Origin of the sequence: Myroides sp. A21 (assembly GCF_000807225.1) — a bacterium.
Lineage (GTDB): Bacteria > Bacteroidota > Bacteroidia > Flavobacteriales > Flavobacteriaceae > Flavobacterium > Flavobacterium odoratimimum.
Map to the genome: position 1 here is coordinate 2765656 of NZ_CP010327.1, position 21120 is coordinate 2786775.

The 21120-nt window shown below is 33.5% G+C and carries 19 protein-coding genes; 9 read left to right on the plus strand and 10 right to left on the minus strand.

Annotation, left to right across the window (positions count from 1 at the left end; translation table 11 throughout):
- The first annotated feature begins 116 nt into the window (after positions 1 to 116).
- The gene (locus tag MYRA21_RS12420; RefSeq protein WP_225581900.1) at positions 117 to 386 is read left to right on the plus strand and encodes a hypothetical protein; all 270 of its coding nucleotides are present in this window, start codon (positions 117 to 119) and stop codon (positions 384 to 386) included.
- Positions 370 to 1167, plus strand: coding sequence for a HEAT repeat domain-containing protein (locus tag MYRA21_RS12425; RefSeq protein WP_039329230.1), 798 nt, complete (start codon positions 370 to 372; stop codon positions 1165 to 1167). Before MYRA21_RS12420 ends, MYRA21_RS12425 begins: the two co-directional genes overlap by 17 nt.
- 10 nt (positions 1168 to 1177) lie before the next feature.
- Here MYRA21_RS12425 and MYRA21_RS12430 read toward each other — a convergent pair whose 3' ends face one another.
- The 3 genes from MYRA21_RS12430 to MYRA21_RS12440 are packed head-to-tail and all read right to left on the minus strand — an operon-like array spanning position 1178 to position 3370.
- Complete coding sequence (locus MYRA21_RS12430; protein WP_039328444.1) at positions 1178 to 2695, minus strand: IS66 family transposase; 1518 nt, start codon at positions 2693 to 2695, stop codon at positions 1178 to 1180.
- Between the two features lie 49 nt (positions 2696 to 2744).
- Positions 2745 to 3083 carry an IS66 family insertion sequence element accessory protein TnpB gene (gene tnpB / locus MYRA21_RS12435; RefSeq protein ID WP_082013829.1) on the minus strand — a complete coding sequence of 113 codons (339 nt, stop codon included), beginning with the start codon at positions 3081 to 3083 and terminating at the stop codon, positions 2745 to 2747.
- A complete protein-coding gene (locus tag MYRA21_RS12440; RefSeq protein WP_039328445.1) occupies positions 3083 to 3370 on the minus strand; it encodes a hypothetical protein in 288 nt (95 codons plus the stop codon). Before MYRA21_RS12440 ends, tnpB begins: the two co-directional genes overlap by 1 nt.
- 274 nt (positions 3371 to 3644) lie before the next feature.
- Here MYRA21_RS12440 and MYRA21_RS12445 point away from each other — a divergent pair, with 274 nt between their 5' ends.
- The 6 genes from MYRA21_RS12445 (at position 3645) to MYRA21_RS12470 (ending at position 12767) form a co-directional block, all read left to right on the plus strand.
- Positions 3645 to 5093 carry a glycosyltransferase gene (locus MYRA21_RS12445; protein ID WP_039329232.1) on the plus strand — a complete coding sequence of 483 codons (1449 nt, stop codon included), beginning with the start codon at positions 3645 to 3647 and terminating at the stop codon, positions 5091 to 5093.
- Positions 5094 to 5105: 12 nt separating this feature from the next.
- Positions 5106 to 7895: a YaiO family outer membrane beta-barrel protein gene (locus MYRA21_RS12450; RefSeq protein ID WP_039329234.1), complete on the plus strand. Its 2790-nt coding sequence runs from the start codon at positions 5106 to 5108 to the stop codon at positions 7893 to 7895.
- Positions 7882 to 10035, plus strand: coding sequence for a DUF4838 domain-containing protein (locus MYRA21_RS12455; protein WP_006263357.1), 2154 nt, complete (start codon positions 7882 to 7884; stop codon positions 10033 to 10035). The genes MYRA21_RS12450 and MYRA21_RS12455 overlap by 14 nt, the downstream gene beginning before the upstream one ends.
- Before the next feature lie 6 nt (positions 10036 to 10041).
- Positions 10042 to 10551: a DUF1573 domain-containing protein gene (locus MYRA21_RS12460; protein WP_006259229.1), complete on the plus strand. Its 510-nt coding sequence runs from the start codon at positions 10042 to 10044 to the stop codon at positions 10549 to 10551.
- Between the two features lie 8 nt (positions 10552 to 10559).
- Positions 10560 to 11567, plus strand: coding sequence for a UDP-glucose 4-epimerase GalE (galE, locus tag MYRA21_RS12465; protein ID WP_039329237.1), 1008 nt, complete (start codon positions 10560 to 10562; stop codon positions 11565 to 11567).
- A gap of 447 nt (positions 11568 to 12014) precedes the next feature.
- Positions 12015 to 12767, plus strand: a complete 753-nt coding sequence (locus tag MYRA21_RS12470) for an AraC family transcriptional regulator (RefSeq protein WP_039329239.1) — start codon at positions 12015 to 12017, stop codon at positions 12765 to 12767.
- A 573-nt stretch (positions 12768 to 13340) separates the two neighbouring features.
- Here MYRA21_RS12470 and MYRA21_RS12475 read toward each other — a convergent pair.
- From MYRA21_RS12475 to MYRA21_RS12485, 3 genes are all read right to left on the minus strand, one after another.
- Positions 13341 to 13988, minus strand: coding sequence for a hypothetical protein (locus tag MYRA21_RS12475; RefSeq protein ID WP_039329241.1), 648 nt, complete (start codon positions 13986 to 13988; stop codon positions 13341 to 13343).
- Positions 13989 to 13990: 2 nt separating this feature from the next.
- Positions 13991 to 15100 (minus strand): enoyl-CoA hydratase/isomerase family protein, encoded by a 1110-nt coding sequence (locus tag MYRA21_RS12480; RefSeq protein ID WP_039329243.1) that lies wholly within the window; start codon positions 15098 to 15100, stop codon positions 13991 to 13993.
- A 210-nt stretch (positions 15101 to 15310) separates the two neighbouring features.
- A complete protein-coding gene (locus tag MYRA21_RS12485; protein ID WP_039330428.1) occupies positions 15311 to 16351 on the minus strand; it encodes a DUF6266 family protein in 1041 nt (346 codons plus the stop codon).
- Between the two features lie 792 nt (positions 16352 to 17143).
- Here MYRA21_RS12485 and MYRA21_RS12490 point away from each other — a divergent pair.
- Positions 17144 to 18052: a DUF6268 family outer membrane beta-barrel protein gene (locus tag MYRA21_RS12490; RefSeq protein ID WP_006259223.1), complete on the plus strand. Its 909-nt coding sequence runs from the start codon at positions 17144 to 17146 to the stop codon at positions 18050 to 18052.
- Positions 18053 to 18191: 139 nt separating this feature from the next.
- On the opposite strand, the gene MYRA21_RS19465 is transcribed toward MYRA21_RS12490, so the two are convergent.
- The 4 genes from MYRA21_RS19465 to MYRA21_RS12500 all read right to left on the minus strand — a co-directional run bounded on the left by MYRA21_RS19465 (position 18192) and on the right by MYRA21_RS12500 (position 20400).
- Positions 18192 to 18320: a hypothetical protein gene (locus tag MYRA21_RS19465; RefSeq protein ID WP_006259222.1), complete on the minus strand. Its 129-nt coding sequence runs from the start codon at positions 18318 to 18320 to the stop codon at positions 18192 to 18194.
- Positions 18298 to 18420, minus strand: a complete 123-nt coding sequence (locus MYRA21_RS19345; RefSeq protein ID WP_230456718.1) for a type II toxin-antitoxin system ParD family antitoxin — start codon at positions 18418 to 18420, stop codon at positions 18298 to 18300. Before MYRA21_RS19345 ends, MYRA21_RS19465 begins: the two co-directional genes overlap by 23 nt.
- A 178-nt stretch (positions 18421 to 18598) precedes the next feature.
- Positions 18599 to 19342: a LytTR family DNA-binding domain-containing protein gene (locus MYRA21_RS12495; RefSeq protein WP_006259221.1), complete on the minus strand. Its 744-nt coding sequence runs from the start codon at positions 19340 to 19342 to the stop codon at positions 18599 to 18601.
- On the minus strand, positions 19333 to 20400 hold the full coding sequence (locus tag MYRA21_RS12500; RefSeq protein WP_006259220.1) for a sensor histidine kinase: 1068 nt from the start codon (positions 20398 to 20400) through the stop codon (positions 19333 to 19335). Before MYRA21_RS12500 ends, MYRA21_RS12495 begins: the two co-directional genes overlap by 10 nt.
- Positions 20401 to 21120 lie beyond the last annotated feature (720 nt).

Genomic DNA, 21120 nt, shown 5'->3' on the forward strand with positions numbered 1-21120 from the left:
AACTTTGTAGAAATAAAAATATTATAGCTATGGATACACTCTTGTATTACTTTTACTATTTAAGCTCACATTTTGAGAGCTTTTCCCCAGTAGTAAGGCTAACTGTTTTTTTAACTATGCTACTTGGGGGAGTTTATATTTATTCTTTATTGAGAATTGGCGCTGTTGCTTATAGAAATAAAGTAGAGAAGCAGCGATACTCTAAAGTTAAAGAAAAATATGAAGAACCTCTTTATGCTTTATTACAAACTAAAGAAAACATTTCATCTAATCAAGTACTACAGAGTTTAGGCTTAGAAAATAATGAGCTTAAGAATTGGGAGAAAGCTTGTATAACAGACTTATTAGTGAATCTAATCAAAAAAGGAAATGGAGTACAACACTAATAATTATAACGAGATTCTTAAAGCTCTAGATTTACCTAACTATTGGGAGAACCGTTTAAAGAGTAAGGTAAATAAGAAGAGCGTACATTCTCTTAGAATGCTAGAGCATTTGGGAGACAATGTATCAGGTACTGCTATTGCTCAGAAATTGTACTCAGAGAATACACATATTAGAAAGCATGCAAAGAGCATTTTTATGAAGTTTTCGTCTCATGATTCTTTTAAGTTTTTAGAGAATGACTTTGATCGTGATTTTAATGCTTTTGATGAAGTTCGTATTCATACTTCTTTAGTGAAAAGAGCATCTACTAAACCTTTGCCATTGTTAATGAGATGGGTGAATGTAGCGAAGAATGATAAGTATCAAGCCTTCTTGATCTATGAAATAGCTTTCTTTAAACAAGTAGAGAGCGCAGCTGATTTGTTGAGGTTGTATAAACAGACTAATTCAACAGTGGTAAAGAAAGCAATTGTAGAAGCATTGGGTGACTTTGCTTATCGAGATGCTATATCTGTGTTTATAGAGGAGTTTAGTTATGTAGAACAACTTATTCAAAATGAAATTGTTATTGCCTTTGGTAAAATTGGAGGTATAGACGCTTTGTCATTTTTAGAACAGTTGTATTATGAAACTGAGAATAAAGAGTTGTTAGTAAATATTCTTTCTACAATTTATCTTTTAGATAAGAGTAAAGTGACCTATAATAAAATTAAAGAACAAGCAATTACTGATTTTGAAAGACAGATTATTGGTATCCACCCGAGCAAGTACATCTTGTAGTGTATGAAAATTATCCTATAAGGTCTTTGTAATTATGAGGATATAGGTCTGTAATGTTCTTGTGGTTGATGGATTGAATATTTTCAAGAACATATTTTAACCATTGGTATGGATTAACGTCGTGCTTTTTACAGTTAGCAAAAAACGTATAGGCCATAGCAGCTCTTTGTGCAGCATCATGAGAACCAGCAAAGAGATAGTTTTTACGCCCAAGTGCTACAGGTCTGATTGCGTTTTCTACAAGGTTGTTATCTATCTGTAAGTTCCCATTGTATAAATATGCACTTAGGTTATCCCATCTAGTTTGTGAGTAAGCAAAAGCTTTACCTATTTGACTTTTAGGTAAAGTTAATTTCATCTGAGTAAACATATATTTACCAAGTTCATTGATGATTGGTAAACTCTCTTTCAGACGAAGCTCTTTGATTTGATCAGGAGTTAAGTTTTGTTCTTTAACCTGTCGTTCCACAGCATATAGCTTCTGTATTTCTACAAGTACATGTTGAGCTCTTGTTTTATCATTGTCTAAAGCTCTTTCAAATTCACGACGAGCGTGTGCCCAACAGCCAAGATGTGTGACACCTGACTTATTCCCATAGGCTTTATATCCCGCGTAACCATCGGTTTGCAGATATCCTTTGAAGTTTTCTAATATAGGTAATGCAGCACTACTGGCACGAGTAGGACTGTAATTAAACATCACGAGTTTGGATATAGGTGCGTGATATACCCAGTAATAGCCTAAATGAGATTTGTCTTTCTTTTTCTCATCTAAGACTTTGATGGTGGTTTCATCAACTTGAAGATAACCTTCATTTTTGATGTCCATCACAAGCTTTTCATATAGTGGTTTTAAAGCATCCATACATTGAGCTGCCCAGCCATCTATAGTAGAAGAAGCTATATCGATATTTTCTCTTGAAAAGCGTTGCTTCTGACGGTGTAGTGGAAGATGATCTACATACTTGTCAACAAGTATTGTAGATAATAATCCTTCAGAAGGTATTCCTTTATCTATAATTCGCTCTGGAAGCAGTGCAATACTGATTTGCGTATTGTCTTTGTCTTTCGTGGCGTATTTATATCGGATGTAACGTTTTATTTTAAAGTAACCTGGAACATAATCTAAGACATCTGTAGTTTCTTTGCCAATACAAATCTTATCAGAAAAATCTCCCTCTGGGTAGATTTCTATTTCTTCTACAGGTAAATGATCGGGTAGTTTAGCTCTTCCTGGATGTTTTTTCTTCTGGCGAGAATAAGTGATCTCTTGTTTGATTACCTCTTCTTGTTCTTGCATAACTTCTGGCTCAACATCTAAAGGTAATTGAGTCTGATTAGGATCTTCAAAGCGCTCTCTGCTTTGACCAAACTTCATGCGTTGAAGTTGTTTGAACAAATATTCATACTTAGTAGCTTTTTCCTCTAACTTAATGTTCTCTTGTTCTTGTTTAGAAATAGTTTTTGACTGCTGTTTTATAAGCGTCAAAAGTTCTTGTTTTGATAAGTTTTCAAGGTCTATTTCCATGAAGTAAATATACGACAAAAGCCACATTTACACAAGGATTCAAGAGTATTTACTTCATAGAAAACCGTCTTTTTTGACTACTTTTTATTACTTGGATTCCTTCAATCATAAGCACCAAATCACTCCAACTTATTTGTGACTTGTTATGAGAAGGAAAGGCAAAAGTTCCTTGTTCTAATCGCTTGTGATATAACACAAATCTGCCTGTTTCCCAATGCAAAAGCTTCATTTGGTTACAGCGACGATTGATAAAGACATAGACACTTCCATTGTGAGCTACTTGATTCAATTCGTTTTGAACAAGACCACAAAGACTATCGAAACTCTTGCGCATATCGCATGCTGATTTATATAAATAGAATTGGTGGCTACTACTCAGACTAAACATTACACAAGGTTTACTAATGAATAAAGATCACTTAAGTCTTTCGTTTTTACACGAAGCTTCACTCCATTAGGATACACGATTTCGTATTCTGTACCTTCTGTTTTCGATGTTTTACCTATTGCTATAAAGTTACTTGCTCCATCTTCAACTGTCTTATTCTTATATTTTACTACCCAATAGCTAAATGTCGCCAGGTTAATTCCTGCACTTTCACAATACTTTGATTGTGTTAATCCACTTGCTTTCCAATCCTCTACATGAGAGTACATAATTTCTTGTTTGCTCATCTCTTTATTATTTCAAGCAAACTTACTATCTTACATCATGTTATGAAACATGTAGTTGCTCGGGCGGATACGATTATTGGGTATGTTGAGTTGCGCTAGGAAGCAATATACTTGTTAATATACCTCTAACTGGTTAAGTACTTTTTTATTAATCGCCTTTGTGATTTTATTTGTACAATAGACTAGAAGAAGATGATTTGAATGACTGTCTTCTTTTTAGCTTTTAGAGAGTGCAGAATATTGGCTTAATCCCCACAACCTTACTAAAATTAATATGGAAGAATTATTCTATTTTTATCAATACCTAGTTTATTTTTACGCTTGTTTAATTACGTTAATTTACTTCTTTTTAGCAGTATTTGGATACTTTAAGATTATTAAAAATAAAGTAAAATATACGGCTAGAGAAGAACATACTTTAAGAACACATCCAGAGATAGCACCTGCTATTTCAGTAGTAGCACCTGCTTATAATGAAGAGGTAATTATTATTGCTAATGTTCAATCTCTTTTAAATCTAGATTACCCTAATTTTGAGGTAATCATTGTGAATGACGGAAGTAAAGATCAAACTTTAGAATTACTTGTTGACAATTTTGATCTACAGGAAGTTCCTTACCCTTATATTCAGAAGGTTAGAAGTAAGCCTGTCAAACGTATTTTTAAATCTACTAACCCAGACTATAAGCGACTAACAGTAGTAGATAAAGAGAATGGAGGTACTAAAGCAGACGCTATGAATGCTGGTATTAATGTTGCTCAATATGATTATTTTATCAATACAGATGTCGATTGTATTTTAAGTAAGGACACCCTAACCAAAATCATATTACCTGTACTAGATTCTAAAGTTCCTGTTATAGCAGTAGGGGCTACCATGAGAATGGCTAATGGGTGTGAGGTAAAAGATGGTCAGATTGTTAAAGTAAAAGCACCTAATCGTTTAATCCCCTTATTTCAGGAGACAGAATATCTTCGTTCGTATTTATTGGCAAAAATGGGATGGTCTAGTTTTAACTTGATTCCTAATGTATCTGGTGGTTTTGGACTTTTTGATAGAAATATTGTAGTAGAAGCAGGGGGGTATGACTCTTCTTCTCATGCAGAAGATATGGATATGACTTTTAGAATGATCGCTTATATGTGTGACCAGAAGAAAGAATACCGTATCGAACAGATTGCTGATACATGCTGTTGGACAGAAGGCCCACCTAATCTTAAAGTACTCGGTAGACAGCGTACTAGATGGGGACGAGGATTGTTGCAGATTTTTATAGTACACAGAAGATTAATGCTTAATCCTAAATATGGAAGACTTGGGTTATTAGTTATGCCGTATGCCTTATTATTTGAATTTATGGCACCTATCGTAGAGCTGATAGGAATAGCGTTTCTAATCTTTCTATTTTTTACAGATCAGGTAAACCTAGAGACTTTCTGGCTAATGTTATTGTTTGTTTACATGGTAGGGGCGACGATGTCTCTAGTATCTATTTCTTTTGATGTTATTGTCAAGAAACAGTACGACTCCTATATAGATTACCTAAAACTTATTTTCTTATCTGCTTTTGAAGCTATTTTTTATCATCCTTTCATTGTGTTTTTTAGCCTTAGAGGATACTGGCAGTTTATGACTAAAAAGAATTTTAAATGGGGAGAAATGACACGTCAAGGCTTTTCTCAAGAAACTAAAGCAGAACCAATAGAGACTACTCTATCTTAATTTGTAAACGAAATGAACAGAATAAAAAGACACCTGATACAGTTAAGTGTATTGTTAGTTTCTACTTATAATTATGCGCAAGTACAGGCAACTAAAGAAGAGCGTGAAGATTATGTCTTACTTGCTAATCGTGAGTTTAACGAGAATAAATGGGAATCTGGAAAGAAGATTGTAGATAAAGGGATGTTAGAAGACCCTAAAGATGCAGATTTGCGCATGTTATTAGGAAAGTACTATCACCATATTAAACAATATGATAAAGCGAGGTATGAGTTAGTTAAGGCTATCGAATTAGATCCAGGACAAATAGATGCTAGACATATCTTAATCAATGTAGAAACAGAGACGAAGCGCTATTCTAGTGCGATATGTTATGTCAATGAGATATTGGAAGTACAGCCATACTTGAAAAGTCTATGGAAGAGAAAAATACACTTATTTGAACTACAAGGCAATCATGTAGAAGCAGATCGACTGAGAAAGAGATTGTATCAGATATACCCGTCTGATCAAAATCTAAAGAATGAATATGCTTATAGTATAGAACTAGAGTTAGCAAAGAATCAAACATTAGGAGATTTTGATAAAGCGATTTCTTTAAATAAAGAATTGATTAAGAATGACCCAAAAAATGTAGAGTATCATTTAGTACTGATTAATGATTATATCAAAACAGCAGATTGGAATAATGCTCTTATTCAAATAGAGAGAGCACTTACTTTGTTTCCAAATAATACAACCCTACAGAATAAGAAGATAGGTGTATTATCAGATCAGAAGAGATATGACCTATTATTGCCATTTTTACAACAGTCTAAATTGACACAACAATATAATTACTACACCTTAGAGGCAGCTAGACACGCTAAGGTAACAGCTCCTTTTGACTTGTATAGTAATGTATTGAATAGCACCCCTCGTAATGAAGAAGCTTTTAATTATGTATTTAACCAACTTATTGCTCAGCAGCAATATGAGGAGGCATTGTATCAGCTAAATAAGTATAAAAAGGCATCAGGAGCTACTAAAGAGTTAGCACTAAAAGAACTACAAGTCTATACTCGTATGGGGAATACAGCAAAAGCAAAAGCTTTAGTCAAACAACTATATACTAGTTATCCTGGCGATATGGAAGTACAAGATTCTTATTATCAGATTACACTAGAAGAAGCTAAAGGTTTTATGCTAGAAGAGCAGTATGAATATGCTATTGATAGGTGGCATATTCTATTAAGGTCATCAGATAAGGAGATTACCTCATTAGGTTATATGGGACTGTATAGAGCTTATGTAGCGAAGGGAGACTATACTAGTGCACTACATACATTGAATCAATATGAACTAAACGCAAATGAGTCTATTCATCTAGGCTTTAAAAAAGCAGATTTATATTTTAAACTACATAAGTATAATGAAGCTTTAGCAGCCTATGAAGAAGAGCTTATTGCTTTAGATTTAGATCAGCGAAAATCGTATCTACCAGGTTATGAGGAGTTGTGTGTAGCTATTGTCAAGAATCAAAGTGAACATTTTTTATATAGCGAAAGCTTGTATTATGTTAAACGTTGGCTAGCTCATGACCCTACTAATAAAACAGCACTTGTGTATGCAGTTAACTTATCTCATCAGTTAAAGAGAGAAGAAGAAATGGAAGCCTATTTACAAAGAGGAGTAGAGGTGTATCCAGAAGAAGTCTTCTTTCAGGTGAAGTTAGCAGAGTATCAAGGAAACGTAGCAACAGACTATGGTCCTATTTACAATGCTATATTATCGCAAGTAATACAACAACCTTATCATGAGCTAGCACTTACCACTTATGAAGGGATCAGTGAAAAGTATGCTTTACAGTTGATCAAAGAGAATCAGACTGATCAGGCTCTAAGCGTATTAGACGAAACCTTAGCATACTTACCTAATAGTAGAGTTATAAAATATACTAAAGGATTAGTATTAGAAAAGCAAAAGAAATATGCAGAGGCTTATGCTTATCAGCTTTTCTATGACCTATCACCTATAGAGTTAGAAGAGTATAAAAAGCACTTACAGTTCTTAGCTTATAAATCATTGAGAAATGAGATAGGTATAGAGTATTTGCGCAGTCACTTTGATGATAAGTCTAGTAAGAAGCACTCTATAGCTTCAGTTCATTACACTTATCATGCGCTAAAGAATAGTTATACTATCGGAACGAATTATACCGCTAGAGAAGCAGGTCGTGGTATTCAAGGTCATTTTGATTGGGCTAGAACCTGGAGTGATAAGTGGAGCAGTAATGCTAATATAGCTTTTGCAGATGCTTACTTCCCTAAGTTCTCTATTAATGGATCTGTGTTCAGAGACTTTAACTTTTTAGGCGGTGTAGAATTAGAACTAGGAGCAGGGTATCGAATATTCCAAAAGGATAAAGAGGTATCGAATACTAGTGATAATATGTTTAATATAGTTCTAGGAGCTACTAAGCAGACAGATCAATACAGTCTAAATGTGAAGCTAAACAATTTTTTTAGTAATCATAAGTGGATGTATAATCTATCTGTAAATGCAAGGTATTTCTTATCGTCTCCTAAGCATTTTATAGCGGCTAATGCAGGCGTGGGATCATCTCCTGATGTTGAGTTAATCGATTATCAGCTGTATGATACATTTGATGTGTTGAATACCAATGTAGGAGCAGGATACGGAACAGTATTGTTCAAGAATGTTACAGGTAGTATTATGGGAAGTTGGTATAACTACAAGGATAATCAGTTGAAGTATAAGAATTTTTACAATCTATATTTTGCAATAAATGTGGTTTTCTAATATAATTAAATACTCGTTGTTATCTGTCTTATGCTGTATCTATGGCTGTAAGGCGAATACTTCAGAAAAATTGAGCAGTGAATATTACGTTATTCATGCAGATGATGTGTTTGAGAGCAAGTTGTGGGCAGATTATTTATACAAGCATCTGATGAGACGTACTTCTACTCATCCCATTGTAGAAATGGCTACAGGGAATGAAGAACAAGATAGTGCCAAACATATTTATATAACAATGGATGAGACTCTAGAGCATGATTATTGCATTCAGCATGATCATCAAGGCTTGCGTATTAAGGCTAGAGATGGACAGACTATAAAATGGGTAATATATCAGCTAATAGAAGCGATATCAGAAGAGGATTCTCGTTTTCTAACAGCAGATTTGCCACCAGCTATATTAGATTTTGTCACAGGGTGTAGTACAAATGACTTTACTTATAGAGAACCTCATTACCTAGAGAATTTGTTATTAGATCAGTCTGGTGTATTGGGAAATAATAATGTGGAAGAAGATTGGGGTATTTGGGGGCATAACATTGCTAAAGCGATTCCTTCTGAGCCTAAATCTATAATCTATGCGAGAGTAAATGAACAAGTAAACAGAGATCAGTTCTGTTTCACTTCAGGGGATTTATATGCTTATCTATCAGAATACATTATTGATAACTATGGTTATGGGGTGGAGGGCTCAGAGGATTATCGTTTTGTGATTGCACCTAATGACAACGCCATTGTGTGTAACTGTGGAGGATGTCTTGATTTGAATAAGTCTACTACTCAGGCTTCAGAGTCTGTCGCTCACCTGATTAATAAATTAGCTAGACGATTTCCGAAGTATGAGTTCTATATGTTAGCTTATTTATCTACTAAGACAGTGCCTAATATGGCTTTAGAGCCTAATGTAGGTGTGATGATAAGTACGATAGATATCCCTAAAGGAGTAGCTCTAAAAGAGAAGTACCTAGCTCAGAAGGATGTACAAGGTTTTATATCTGATATCAAGACATGGCGTACGAAGACCAATAGGGTTCTCTTATGGGATTATAGCTCTAATTTTGACGACTATCTAAGTCCAATACCAGTTCTTTACGGATTACAACACCAATTAAAGTTTTTTAAAAATCTTGGTGTACAAGGGATCTTTTTAAATGCTAGTGGATATGATTATTCCTCTTTTTCGGATGTGCAAACTTATGTAGCTACCACTTTGATGAAGGACATTCATGCAGATGTAGAAGAGTTAATTAGAAGCTACTTTAAGAAGGTATATCCTAAGAGTAGAGATTTGCTCAGCACTTATTATATCCGCCTAGAGAAGCGTTACAATCAAGCCAATAAACCATATAATATGTATGGTTCTCCAGAAGATAACTTTAATAACTACTTAGATCCACAAGAGTTTATTGCTTTCTATCAGTCTTTAGCCAAACAAGTTTTACTTACAAATGGAGAAGAGAGAAAGAAGTTAGATAAACTATATACTGCACTTACTTTTACTCGCTTACAATTAGCTTATTATCGTGCCTCTGATCATCTAGGAGCTATTGATGTAAAAGGAAATTCAATCACCTTTAAACAAGAACTCAAAAATGGTTTAGAGGTATTAAATCTAGCTAAAGAACGAGGAATACTGAAGTATAAAGAAGCAGAAGGTAATGTAGACAATTATCTAACTAGTTGGAGAGAAATCGTAGCTAAAGAAGGACAAGAAAGCTTTCTTCTCCTAAAACCTATAATAGTTAAAAACAGCACAGGCAAAGTGATAACCTCGAGTACGCTATTAAGTAATGGATTGCTAGGCTTTAGAACAGATTATCACTTAGGATGGTATATATCTCCAGAGAATAAGTGGTCTGTAGAGTTTAATACAGCTCATATAGAAGGTGTGAAGACACTTGGTTTGCGCTTTTTATTACATAAAAAGCATCAGTTTGAGTCACCTGCTCTCATAGAGTTACGACTAGATGGTAAGTTAGTCAAGACTATTGATTCAGCTTCTTACCACCTGACAGATAGTATAGCAGAGTTCTCGACTTATATTGATTTTAATCAAAGTGAGAAAATGGAGATTGTCTTTACAAAGAAGGAAGGAAGTAGAGTGACTATAGCTCTTGATGAAATACAAATAACTAATTAAAATATAATGAGTAGAATAAAATATACACTCTTCATTCTATTGTTCTTTACACTATTAGTGGGATGTAAAGGAGGAGAAGGAGAGACAACCAGTTTAGAAATTGTTGATAACGACAGACATTATTATCCAGTTATTCAAGGAGAAGAGAAGACAATGGTATTTCCTTTAGTGAATAAAGGAGATAACCCATTTGTTCTAAAAGATATTATAGTGTCTTGTGGTTGCATAGTTGCCCATACAGCTTCGTTAAAACATATTCCAGCAGGAGGAGAAGGAAAACTTGTATTAAAGTTTGATACGACTAAAAACATAGGCTATGTAAAGCATTATGTCACACTATATGGAAACTTTGATACCGTAGAGAATATAGAAGTCACTTTTGACTTAAATGTAGTGCCAGATGCACATTATACTAAAGATTATGAAGAGTTGTATAGCTTACATAAGGGAAGTACAGCAGAAGACCTAGTAGATGGTACTATAGATCGTGATTATTATTTAGATGTAAAACAATAAAATAGAACATGAAAAAGATATTAGTGACTGGAGGACTAGGATATATAGGGTCTCATACGGTAGTGGAGTTATTAGAGAATAATTATGAGGTAGTGATAGTGGATGACTTATCTAATTCTGAAGAAGATGTCTTACAGAATATTAAGAAGCTTACAGGGGTAGAACCTGAGTATTATTGTATAGATTTAAAAGATAGTCATCAAGTAGCTCAGCTATTTGATAAGCACAGATTTGATGGTATTATTCATTTTGCAGCATATAAATCAGTAGGAGAGAGCCAAGTATTTCCTTTAGAGTATTATGGTAATAATATAGGTTCACTACTGAACATTCTAAAAGAAATGAAGAGACAGAATCTCTCTAATTTTATCTTTAGTTCTTCTTGTACAGTATATGGACAGGCTGATATCATGCCTATCAGTGAAAGTACTCCTCTAAAGATGCCAGAATCGTGCTATGGAAGGACTAAGCAAATGGGAGAAGAGATTATACGTGATTATGTTGAGGCAGAGCAGAAGAGAGCAACTTTGTTGAGGTATTTTAATCCTATAGGCGCTCATCCATCAGGATTACTAGGAGAAATGCCAAAGGGAATTCCTAATAACTTAATTCCTTATGTAGTACAGACAGCAGCAGGTGTCAGAGAATGTTTGAATATATTCGGAGATGATTACAAGACAGAAGATGGAACAGCTATTCGCGATTATATCTACGTAATAGACTTAGCTAAAGCCCATGTCGCTGCACTTAAAAAGCTGTTGTTAAGCAGTGAAAACACAGTCTTAGATATATTCAACTTAGGGACGGGGAAAGGAACTTCTGTTTTAGAAATTGTAAAGAGTTTCGAAAAAATAAATAATATAAAAGTACCTTTTAAAATCTGTGATAGAAGAGCAGGAGATATCGAAATCGCTTATGCAGATGCCTCTAAAGCAGAACAGGAACTCCAGTGGCAAGCAAGGACTACAATTGAAGAATCGTTAAGAACAGCATGGAATTGGCAGCAGAATTTGTAATGTAATAATTTGGCGGTGTATCTGTATTTATACGCAAAACAAATTGAAGTTTTTTGGCAATTAATAGGCTTGTTTCACGTATTATAAGGAACTGAGATTTTGTTTTAGAGGTGAAAAAAGTTATTTTTGCAGGATTGTGTAAAAGAGAATAATATAAATATTTAACTGTTTTTAAAGAGGACTTTGTATTTTAGTTTCCATACAACTATAGATAAAAGTTTGAAAAAATATAAGTAAAGTAAATAGTAATTAAGCATAAAGAATACGAAGTGTTTTAATATCAAGTAGATTAAAGTCCCCCCATAAGTTTAGTCGTATTTGATTTCTCCCCCTTTTAAGAATAGGTTATATATCACCTATAGCATTTGGTATGCTTATATATGAATACTTCTGTATTTGTTAGAATGTTTTGTTTTAATAAACAGTATTTAAATTAAGAGTAAAAAAATGAATGTCATATTAGCTTTATTTTTAGCTATGTTTTGTGGGGGAAATGTAGCTTTAGCAGTAAATAAAGAACAAGTCGTAAGTGAATTAAATAATAACATTTACAGAGCTAAGGTTAGAGTCTTAGGGCAGATAGAGGATTTAGATGTTTTATTAGAAAATAATGATGAGGTATATACTAGATCAGAAGAGAGATCAGAAGACAAACTGTATAATATCTTTTATCTATTTAATGCCATAGCGCTTTTTTTAGTGGCCTCTGCAGGTGTTTTTTATCTAAAGTATGTTCGGGGATTAAGAAGAACAGTAAAGCAATTTATGGAGTCTGCTGAAGACCTAGAAGAACAAGGTAATGAAGAAGATAATGCAGAAGAAAAGAGATATATCACAGAAGAGAAAGAGCAGGATATACTACATAAGATAACCTACTTCGAGAAAGAGCAGGGATATTTAGATAAAGACATCTCTCTTAATGTACTCGCAGGGAATATAGGAGTTAATCATCGATACTTATCTTATGTAATCAATAAGAATAAAGAATGCGACTTCGCTACTTATGTCAATGAACTGAGAATAGGATATATCGTCTCTTGCTTAAAACAAGATCCTAAATTTTTAAAGTATAAGATCAGTTATTTAGCAGAACAATGTGGTTTTGCTTCTCACAGCAGATTCACTGTCACTTTCAAAAAAGTGACTGGAGATTCTCCGTCAGTTTTTATCAGTAAACTAAAGGCTAAGGATACAGCTTAAGGAAAATAAAAAACTCTCTATAAGGGAGTTATAGAGAGTGAAAAAATTGAACTGTAACTCTTATTTAGATTTGAATGAAAGAGAAGTTGTATAATTGTGCGCTATCATACAGTTCTGTCATACTATGATCTGTCGGATTAAGTACAGGTAATTGTTATAAGGTTACCTGTCGGTCTAAATAAACAGTTTTTTTGTGATTATATGGGTGCTTTGCTTCTATCACAAAGGTAATTTTAAAGATAATTTATTGATATACTTTTTTCTCTTAGTGAGAATATTGATTCATATTTTGTCATCAATTATTTATGAGATAGCATAGTCAAACCTATTCTGAATATACCTATATTACTAGTGTAATAATTATTCTATTTGTTTATTGTTTTATTTCTTATAACAAATTTAAGTGGTTTAATAGGTTGAAAACATGATAAATAACATGTTTTTTAAAAAACATTCTCATTATTTACTTATATTCATACTGTGTACTACTATAGCTAATGGAGTAAGAATTGACTATTACGGATAAGATGTAAAAAAGATGAGTAGTACGTATCGTACTACTCATTTTTAAAGTTATATCGTTTTAAGAAGTTTCTCAGCTACTGAATCGTAATCTAATAATAGGGCATTTTCTGGTTTATAAGCTTGTTGCCACGCAAAGTTTAAGATAGTGATCTTTTGTGTAGCAGTACCATCCCATTCTGTTTTAAACCCATTTTCTTGTAAGGTTTGAACAATTTTTTTACCTACTGCGATGGAGTCTTCCTCTTTTTCAGAGTGCATATCTTGGAAAGCAAGAGTCAAATATGGTTCTTTTTCTCTAAAAGCACGTTGAAGGTCTTGTTCGTTATAAAAACAGATACCTTTAGACTTTTTTCCTTTTGCCTGTAGTTGTTCTTCTATTTGATCTACCTCATAGTATCCATCATCTATAGTATATCCAGCATAATGAAGTGCAATGATGTGTTGATCTACTAGTTGGTCAAAAGCTTTTACTAACTTTTGTGTTGTGGTTGGTACATGCCAATTTTTACTTGCTTTAAGCAGTGCTCTTTCCTCTTTTAGAATAGTTTCTTTCACCCACTTTTCGTTGATTTTACCTTGTAAATCATTCTCATTGATTTCTTCAGTAATAAACTCTTCTACATCTTCACTGTCCCAAAAACCAGATTTAATGAGATAACTAATAGACTCAGCAATGAATTTTTGTTCTTCCGTCATGATTATGCTTGTTTTATATTTTTAAAAGGATGCTCTTCTGTAGACCACAGAGGAGTGAAGTGGCTTTCTATCCATTCGTTACTCACTTGCTCTAATGTACTAGGTGTCCATTTAGGGGATTGGTCTTTATCTATTAATAGGGCTCTTACTCCCTCAGAGAAGTCTGGATGTACTGTAAACTGACACGTTAGATTAAGCTCTGATCTAAAGACTTCTTCTAAGCTGTAGTGTTTACTCTCTGTAAGCTGTCTAAAGATAACGTGGACAGAGGTAGGAGAACCTTTAGTAAAGAATGAGTACCCTGCTGCCACCCATGCATCAGATTTAGCTACTGGCTCTACGATAGCGATAAATTCGGCTACAGAGCGTATCGGTTCTAATGCTGCTATAAGAGACTTGTGTAACATCGCCTGTGATATAGGCAAGTCTGTACTAGGAGTACTGCGCTGTGCTAATAGGGTATTAAGCTTATCTGATAGCTGATCACTACTACTAATCTGTACTAACTCATTCAGAACATTATCTTTCACAGTAGAAGGTATAAAGTAGTCTGCAATACCTAGAAATAAGGCATCGGCTCCATCAAAGCGAGTCCCCGTTAACCCTAAGTATAATCCATAAGCAGAAGGCATCTTATTTAAAAAATAAGAAGCTCCAACATCTGGATATAATCCGATACTAATCTCAGGCATAGCTAGTAGACTGCGCTCTGTGACAATGCGGTGTGAGGCTCCTGCTAATAATCCTAAACCTCCTCCCATCACTATACCATCTCCCCAGACAACTATCGGCTTAGGATACGTATGGATTAAGTAATCTACACTGTACTCTGTAATAAAGTATTCTTCACAGATAGGAGGAACCTGAGTAGGGTCTATAGTTTTATAGTCTTCTATTGCTTTCCTTACCTGGCGGATGTCCCCACCAGCACAGAATGCTTTCTCACCAGCTCCTTGTAGAAAAATACATTTTATATTGCTATCATCTCTCCATTGTTCTAAAATCCTTTTTAATTCGCTCACGATTTCAAGTGATAGCGCATTAAGTGATTTTTCTGAATTAATGGTGATAATTCCTAAGTTCTCTTTTATGTCTGTTAGTACTATACTCATAGTTGACCTGTTTTGATTGTTTAAAGTTATGAATAATAATCAAACGGTAGGTATATCACAAAGATAGTCATACTACACAGAATAAAATAGAGTCTGTATAGGGTAGGACTGTAAATTATAATAGTATACCAATAGATTATAAACAGGTATAATGTACATAAAATTTAATTATTTATGGAGTTTTATAAAGCAGATTGCTTATTTATTAGTTCATTCTCGTTGTTCGTCATCAGGAAGTAATAGCTTTAGAATAGAGTAAGCTTCATTCATTGTATCTGGAATGAGTAACTTATCGGGATCACTTATTCTTCTGATCAGTTCCTTGCTGACTTTTCTTATATAGCCAGGAGGACAGACTTGGCTATTGTCTAGTTCTACTTGTTTATCGAGAGGATATTCCTCCATAGGAGGTATAACATCGTTTTTAGGATGAATAGGCATAGCTGGTTCTATCTCTTGTTTTGCTTGTGATATAGACTTTTCTTGTACAGTAGAAGATGAGGTGATTGGTTTATCTTCTTTTGTGCTAGGAGTGTCTGTATGAACAGATCTAGGTTGTTGTGCTATAGGTTGGTTATTCTCCACTATTGTATCCTCTTGCTCAGCAAGTTCTAAAACTCCGTGAAAACAACTAGTACTGTTGATACTATTGTCTGCTGATTTCCACATGCTCCATAGGTATATCCTACCTTTATCCCAATAGGCAGGTAGGCAGAAGTGTGCATACCTGTCTGCTCGTGTACCTATATTTGGGATATCGATGAATTCATCTAGCTCTTCATTATACGCCATCATCGTAAGGGTATCAGTATGGAGAGTAAGGGCATTGACTAGTGTATTATCCCATTGTACCTTAATCTTCCCAGTTTTGAGGCGATTGATCTTTTTTATTACAGCAGGGGCTAGTGTACCTATAGAGAGTAATACCTGTTCTATATTGATATATTGTACACCATTGTAGAGTTCGATTCCTTGTTTCATTAATCTGGAAATCATCTGTTCTTTACCTGTCATCCATTTGCCTTCTTTAAAAATAGTAGGGCAGTACATATTCACAAAGTCCTTGAATTTAGCAGTAAACGTAGAGACTAAGCTCATCTTATCCCATTGTCTCAACTGTGCTTCTGTTGCTTTTTTACGTGATTTATGAGGCTTAGCACGGATGATATTTCTACCTCTCCATCTAACGCCTACTATGGTCCCTACTTTTCCTATTACTTCACTTAATATTCCTTGTTTAATCTCTGCCATAACAACGCTGTTTTTAGGATGATTTATTTCTTTATACAAGATATAAAATACAGGAATACAAATGTTTAAGTATTGTGCGAAAATAAATAGCTCTTGGAGGTAGTAGCTGTATACGACCATGGCTATATGAGAATATATTTATGTATGTGTAAAGAGTAGAAAACGGCATATTTGGTTAAATAACGCTGTTTAAATAATCATTTTTTACCAACATTATTATGACATCTAAGTATAGTAAAAAGAGAATAGAAGGAGTATTCTTGGGCAAAAGAGGCTTTTAGCCAGTTATAGTCCTAGTATCCTCCTAGAATTGTCCAAGGAATACCGTGTATAGGCTATATATACTGAGGTCGTAAGGTGTTGGTTATGTTACGTTATATTGAGTGGTTTGAATTTAATGTATTGCTTATCAGTGTATTGTAATTTAATGTAACTAAAAAAAATAATAAGATTTTATGGCTTAACTCTTTAGGAGACTCTTTATTAACATGTAAATAGACATAAAAGAGCTCTATAATAGCTTAAAAAGTAATTTATTATTAGTTTTTAGAGGTCTTATCATAAGAAAACACGATTTTTTTGTACTTGATAATGTGTATTTGTCTAAGACAAAGTTCAGAGTGCTTAGATATAAAGAGGGGAAGGTATAGAAATGATATTGGTCTAAAAAGCACTGACATAGGATTACAGAAGTAGTCGCATGCATTATGTATATCACCTGTAACGAGTCAGTCGTCAAATAGTTTTTACCATGTAATAGAGGTATTGTTTTTTTGTGCCAAAATAGAATAGATGAGAATAGTAACACATTTGTTGACTTTAGGTTTGGTATTTATGAGTATTTATACTGTACAAGCTCAAAGTAAGATACAAGGGGAATTTAAGGTAGATTATGTCCCTATGTCTAATTATATTAGGCCGATAGATAGTCTAAAGACGGATTCAAAAAGTGATTTTAAAAAGGTAGAACTTGCTTTAGAAATCCCTCTTTCTATGAAAATGGACCATCGAGATAAGCCAAGGATATGGTCTGTGATGGCTTATGGAGGGTATGCTAGGATGAATCATAAAGATTATGAAGAACAGCTGTTCCCGTCAGAATTATTAAATGCTTCTGTAGGTGTAAAGCACTTTCGATCGATAAGTGATTCGTGGTCATTATTGTTGATGGGGTCTGTGGGGGTGTATACAGATATGGAGAATATAAATAAAGAGGCTATCCTTGGGCAGGGAGCAGTATTTTTTATCAAGCATTTTAGACCTAATTTTTCACTAGGAGGTGGGCCTGTATTGACGAATAGCTTTGGGGTACCTATGGTGTTACCAGGTATTTATCTGAATTGGGAGACGAGTGGTGATTTCTTTGTTAAGGTGACTTTCCCTAAAGGCGCTGAGCTGGGATACAAGTTTACAGATCACTTTTCATTAAGTGCAGCTGTTGACCTTCAAGGAATGACCGCTATCGTCAAACAGGATAATGAAACCAAGATTTTAGGATTTCAGCAGATCGTAGCTGGTCTGCGTCCTGTGATTAAGTTTTCTGATAATATGACTTTATCGTTTACGGCAGGTAGTACTTTAGTAAGGTCATTCTCTTATAATGAGAGAAAAATCAAGAGTATCTTTAAGGAGAAAAAAGTAGCTGATCCTAAATTCTCTACTACATTCTATGGTGGAATGTCTCTGAAGTGGAGCTTATAGATGAGTAACAAAAAACGTTTTAAAAGAAGGGTATCGTTGACCTTCTTTTAAAACGTTTTTTGTTTAAAGGGATATGGAAAGAAAGAGTTTAGTGAAATGTTTTCCAAGTTAATTTCAGTTTGTTTACTGATTTTGTACTTCATTCTTTGGTTGCATATTTTTGATGTAAGTCTTCCTTGAAAGTATCACGGTTAAAATCTGAAGAGAACCCTGATTTCTCTCCTTTTTTGATTTCTTCTATTAATTTAGTTTTTTTTAGCTTCTTCATACTCAAACATTCTTAGAGCGGTTCTTATAACTTCACTTGCAGAAGAATATTTTCCACTTTTAATTTGTAAATTAATAAAATTGTCGAAATAATCGTTCAATAAAATCGAAGTATTTTTTGCTATAACTTATTGATTTAATTATCAGTATAAAAAATACCATAATTTGGTATTTCGCCAAATTTATTTAAGTGATATCTGTCAAATGTGGATTTTTTCTTAGCATAGTGTAGGTTACAGAAGGATGTATGTCAAGGAATATTTGATGTTCTTTTTTGAGTTATTTACTTAGTAGGTTTTTATATACTACTTCATTAAGTAAGGCTTCTTTTCTCATTCTAGAGATAGGTAGTTCTGTTTCTTTAATAAATACTCGACCACCAGATATGGATTCGATATGATTGATATTGATCAAGAAGGATTTGTGAATTCTGTAGAAGTGTTCTTTAGGTAATAATTCTTCTATGGCAATCATGGTCTGATGAATGATTAAACAACGGTGGTTTAGATGAAGTTTTAGGTAGTTCTGCATTGCTTCAATGTACATAATATCTTTCCAATCTATTTTTACGAAACTATCTTCATGCTTGACATATACTGTAGAGTCAATACTATTAGTCATTTCATTCTGATCTGCATTTCTTAAGTCGAATAATTCTTTTGCTTTTAAGGTTGCTTGATAGAATCGTTTAAACGAGATAGGCTTAAGTAGATAATCAACTACTTGTAGTCTAAAACCGTCTAAAGCATGTTCTGAATAAGCCGTTGTAAAAATAACAAGAGGAGGCTGTTTTATAGATTCTAGGAACTCAATACCAGTGAGGTAAGGCATATTAATGTCTAAAAAGAGTAAATCATAAGAGGTATCTTGTATTAGCTCTAGTGCTTCAATAGCAGATGCGCATGAGTCTTCTACTGTTAAGAAATCAATCTTAGCGATATAGTCAATAATTGCTTTTCTAGCTAAGGGTTCGTCATCAACTACTAAGCATTTTAACGGGGAATTCTTTTTATCTATGGACATACTTCTTCTTTTAGTTGAATGGTTAGTTCTACAATATGTTTGTCATCTGTATGCTCTATCTGTAGGGTATGCATATCAGGGTATTGCATAAGTAAGCGTTCTTTTATGTTGTTTTCTCCAATACCTCCTTCTTTTTTAGGCAGTTTATACTTTATACTATTAGAGTTTTCGATATATAAATGTAGTGTATTATTTGATTCAGTACAGTTGATTATTATATATCCTTTTGTGTGAGGTAATCTCGAAACATGTTTAAATGCGTTCTCGATAAGAGGTACTAATAGCAAGGGAGCAATTACTAACTTTTGATTGGTCATATTCCATTTGCAGTTCACATCTAGTTCATCTCCCCATCTAATTTGTTCTATAGCGACTAGATCTTTTAGATATTGAATTTCTCTGTATAATAGAACCATCTTATGATTGCATTCATATAACTGATATCTTAAGATATCTGAGAACTTAAGTAGGACTGTAGAGGCAAGTTCTACATCGTTTTGCATTAAGGTATAGATATGATTCAATACATTGAACATCAAGTGAGGATTGATTTGATCTTGTAACAGTTTGATCTGTGCTTCTAAGTGTTCTTGTTTCAACTTCGTATTTATTTTCTCTATACGATGGTGTTCTTCATAGAAGCGTATTCCGCAGGTAGTTGTAATAATGGCCATAGCGGATGGAATGGTTTTATATAACTGGTTAAAGAATAAATCTCTTGGGTTGAGAAGTGCATCTTGTACAAATAAATTACTACTACTCAAAAAATAAGGAAATAGTGTAAAGCAAGTAGCTAATAATATAGATAACAAAATAATAAAGAATAAAGCGAATAGTAAAAAGCTCTTTATAGAACCTTTTTTGAGGGCTTTAGGTAGTAAAAAATCACTTACAAAATGGGAAATACTTATTGTGAATGTCATAACAATCAAAGTAGGTAGTAACCAAATATTGTGATCGTGTGGCGATAGTATCTGTGGGTAAACTGAGAAAGTAAGGGTAGTCCAAAAAACGACAAAGAATAGTCGTTTCGGCTTAGAAAGAAATTTATTTATCATAGTTAAATTACAATCAATTTTAGAAGGTCTATTATTAATACTATGCGAAATACAGTTTTATTATGTGATTATACTCATTTATTTGACTAAGGGTGGATAAGCTTTGATGAATGAAAAAACTCCCTCGTTTTTTAAACAATTATTATTCCAATTTTTGTAAATAAAAAAATCCGAGTATTAGTGTACTCGGATTAAAAAGCGCTAGTAAGAAAATTAAAATACTCTTTATCGTTATTAAAATTATTTACCGTTAGTTGTTATAAATAACTTATTTGAATTACTGTTTGTATAATGTATGCAACAACAAATAACTATTATAATCAATTCAAATATAAGCTTTTTTATAATAGGGTGATAAAAGAATCTTAAAGTAGTTAGGGCTAATAGCTTGTTTTTGAATAATAAAGTGATTATATAAATGTTAAATAAGTTTTAAAAAGACATTAAAAATAAGAAAAGTGACATCTAATGACATCTCGTTTTGATACAAGAAAATGAAAAATATAATAATATCAGGTATAATGTAGAAGTTCTCTTTTATGGAGGGGGTGGCTGTGATTGTGTAAATAGTGAAAGCTTATTTAGTTACTACTGACTATATAGAAAAGAAGGTAAGGGGAGTTTATAGATTTAGCTTATTGACATTTATAGTCCAAGCTGTTTAGAATGTTAAAAATAATAAGGTTTGAGAGGCAAATATTTGTATTGTATATTAATTAC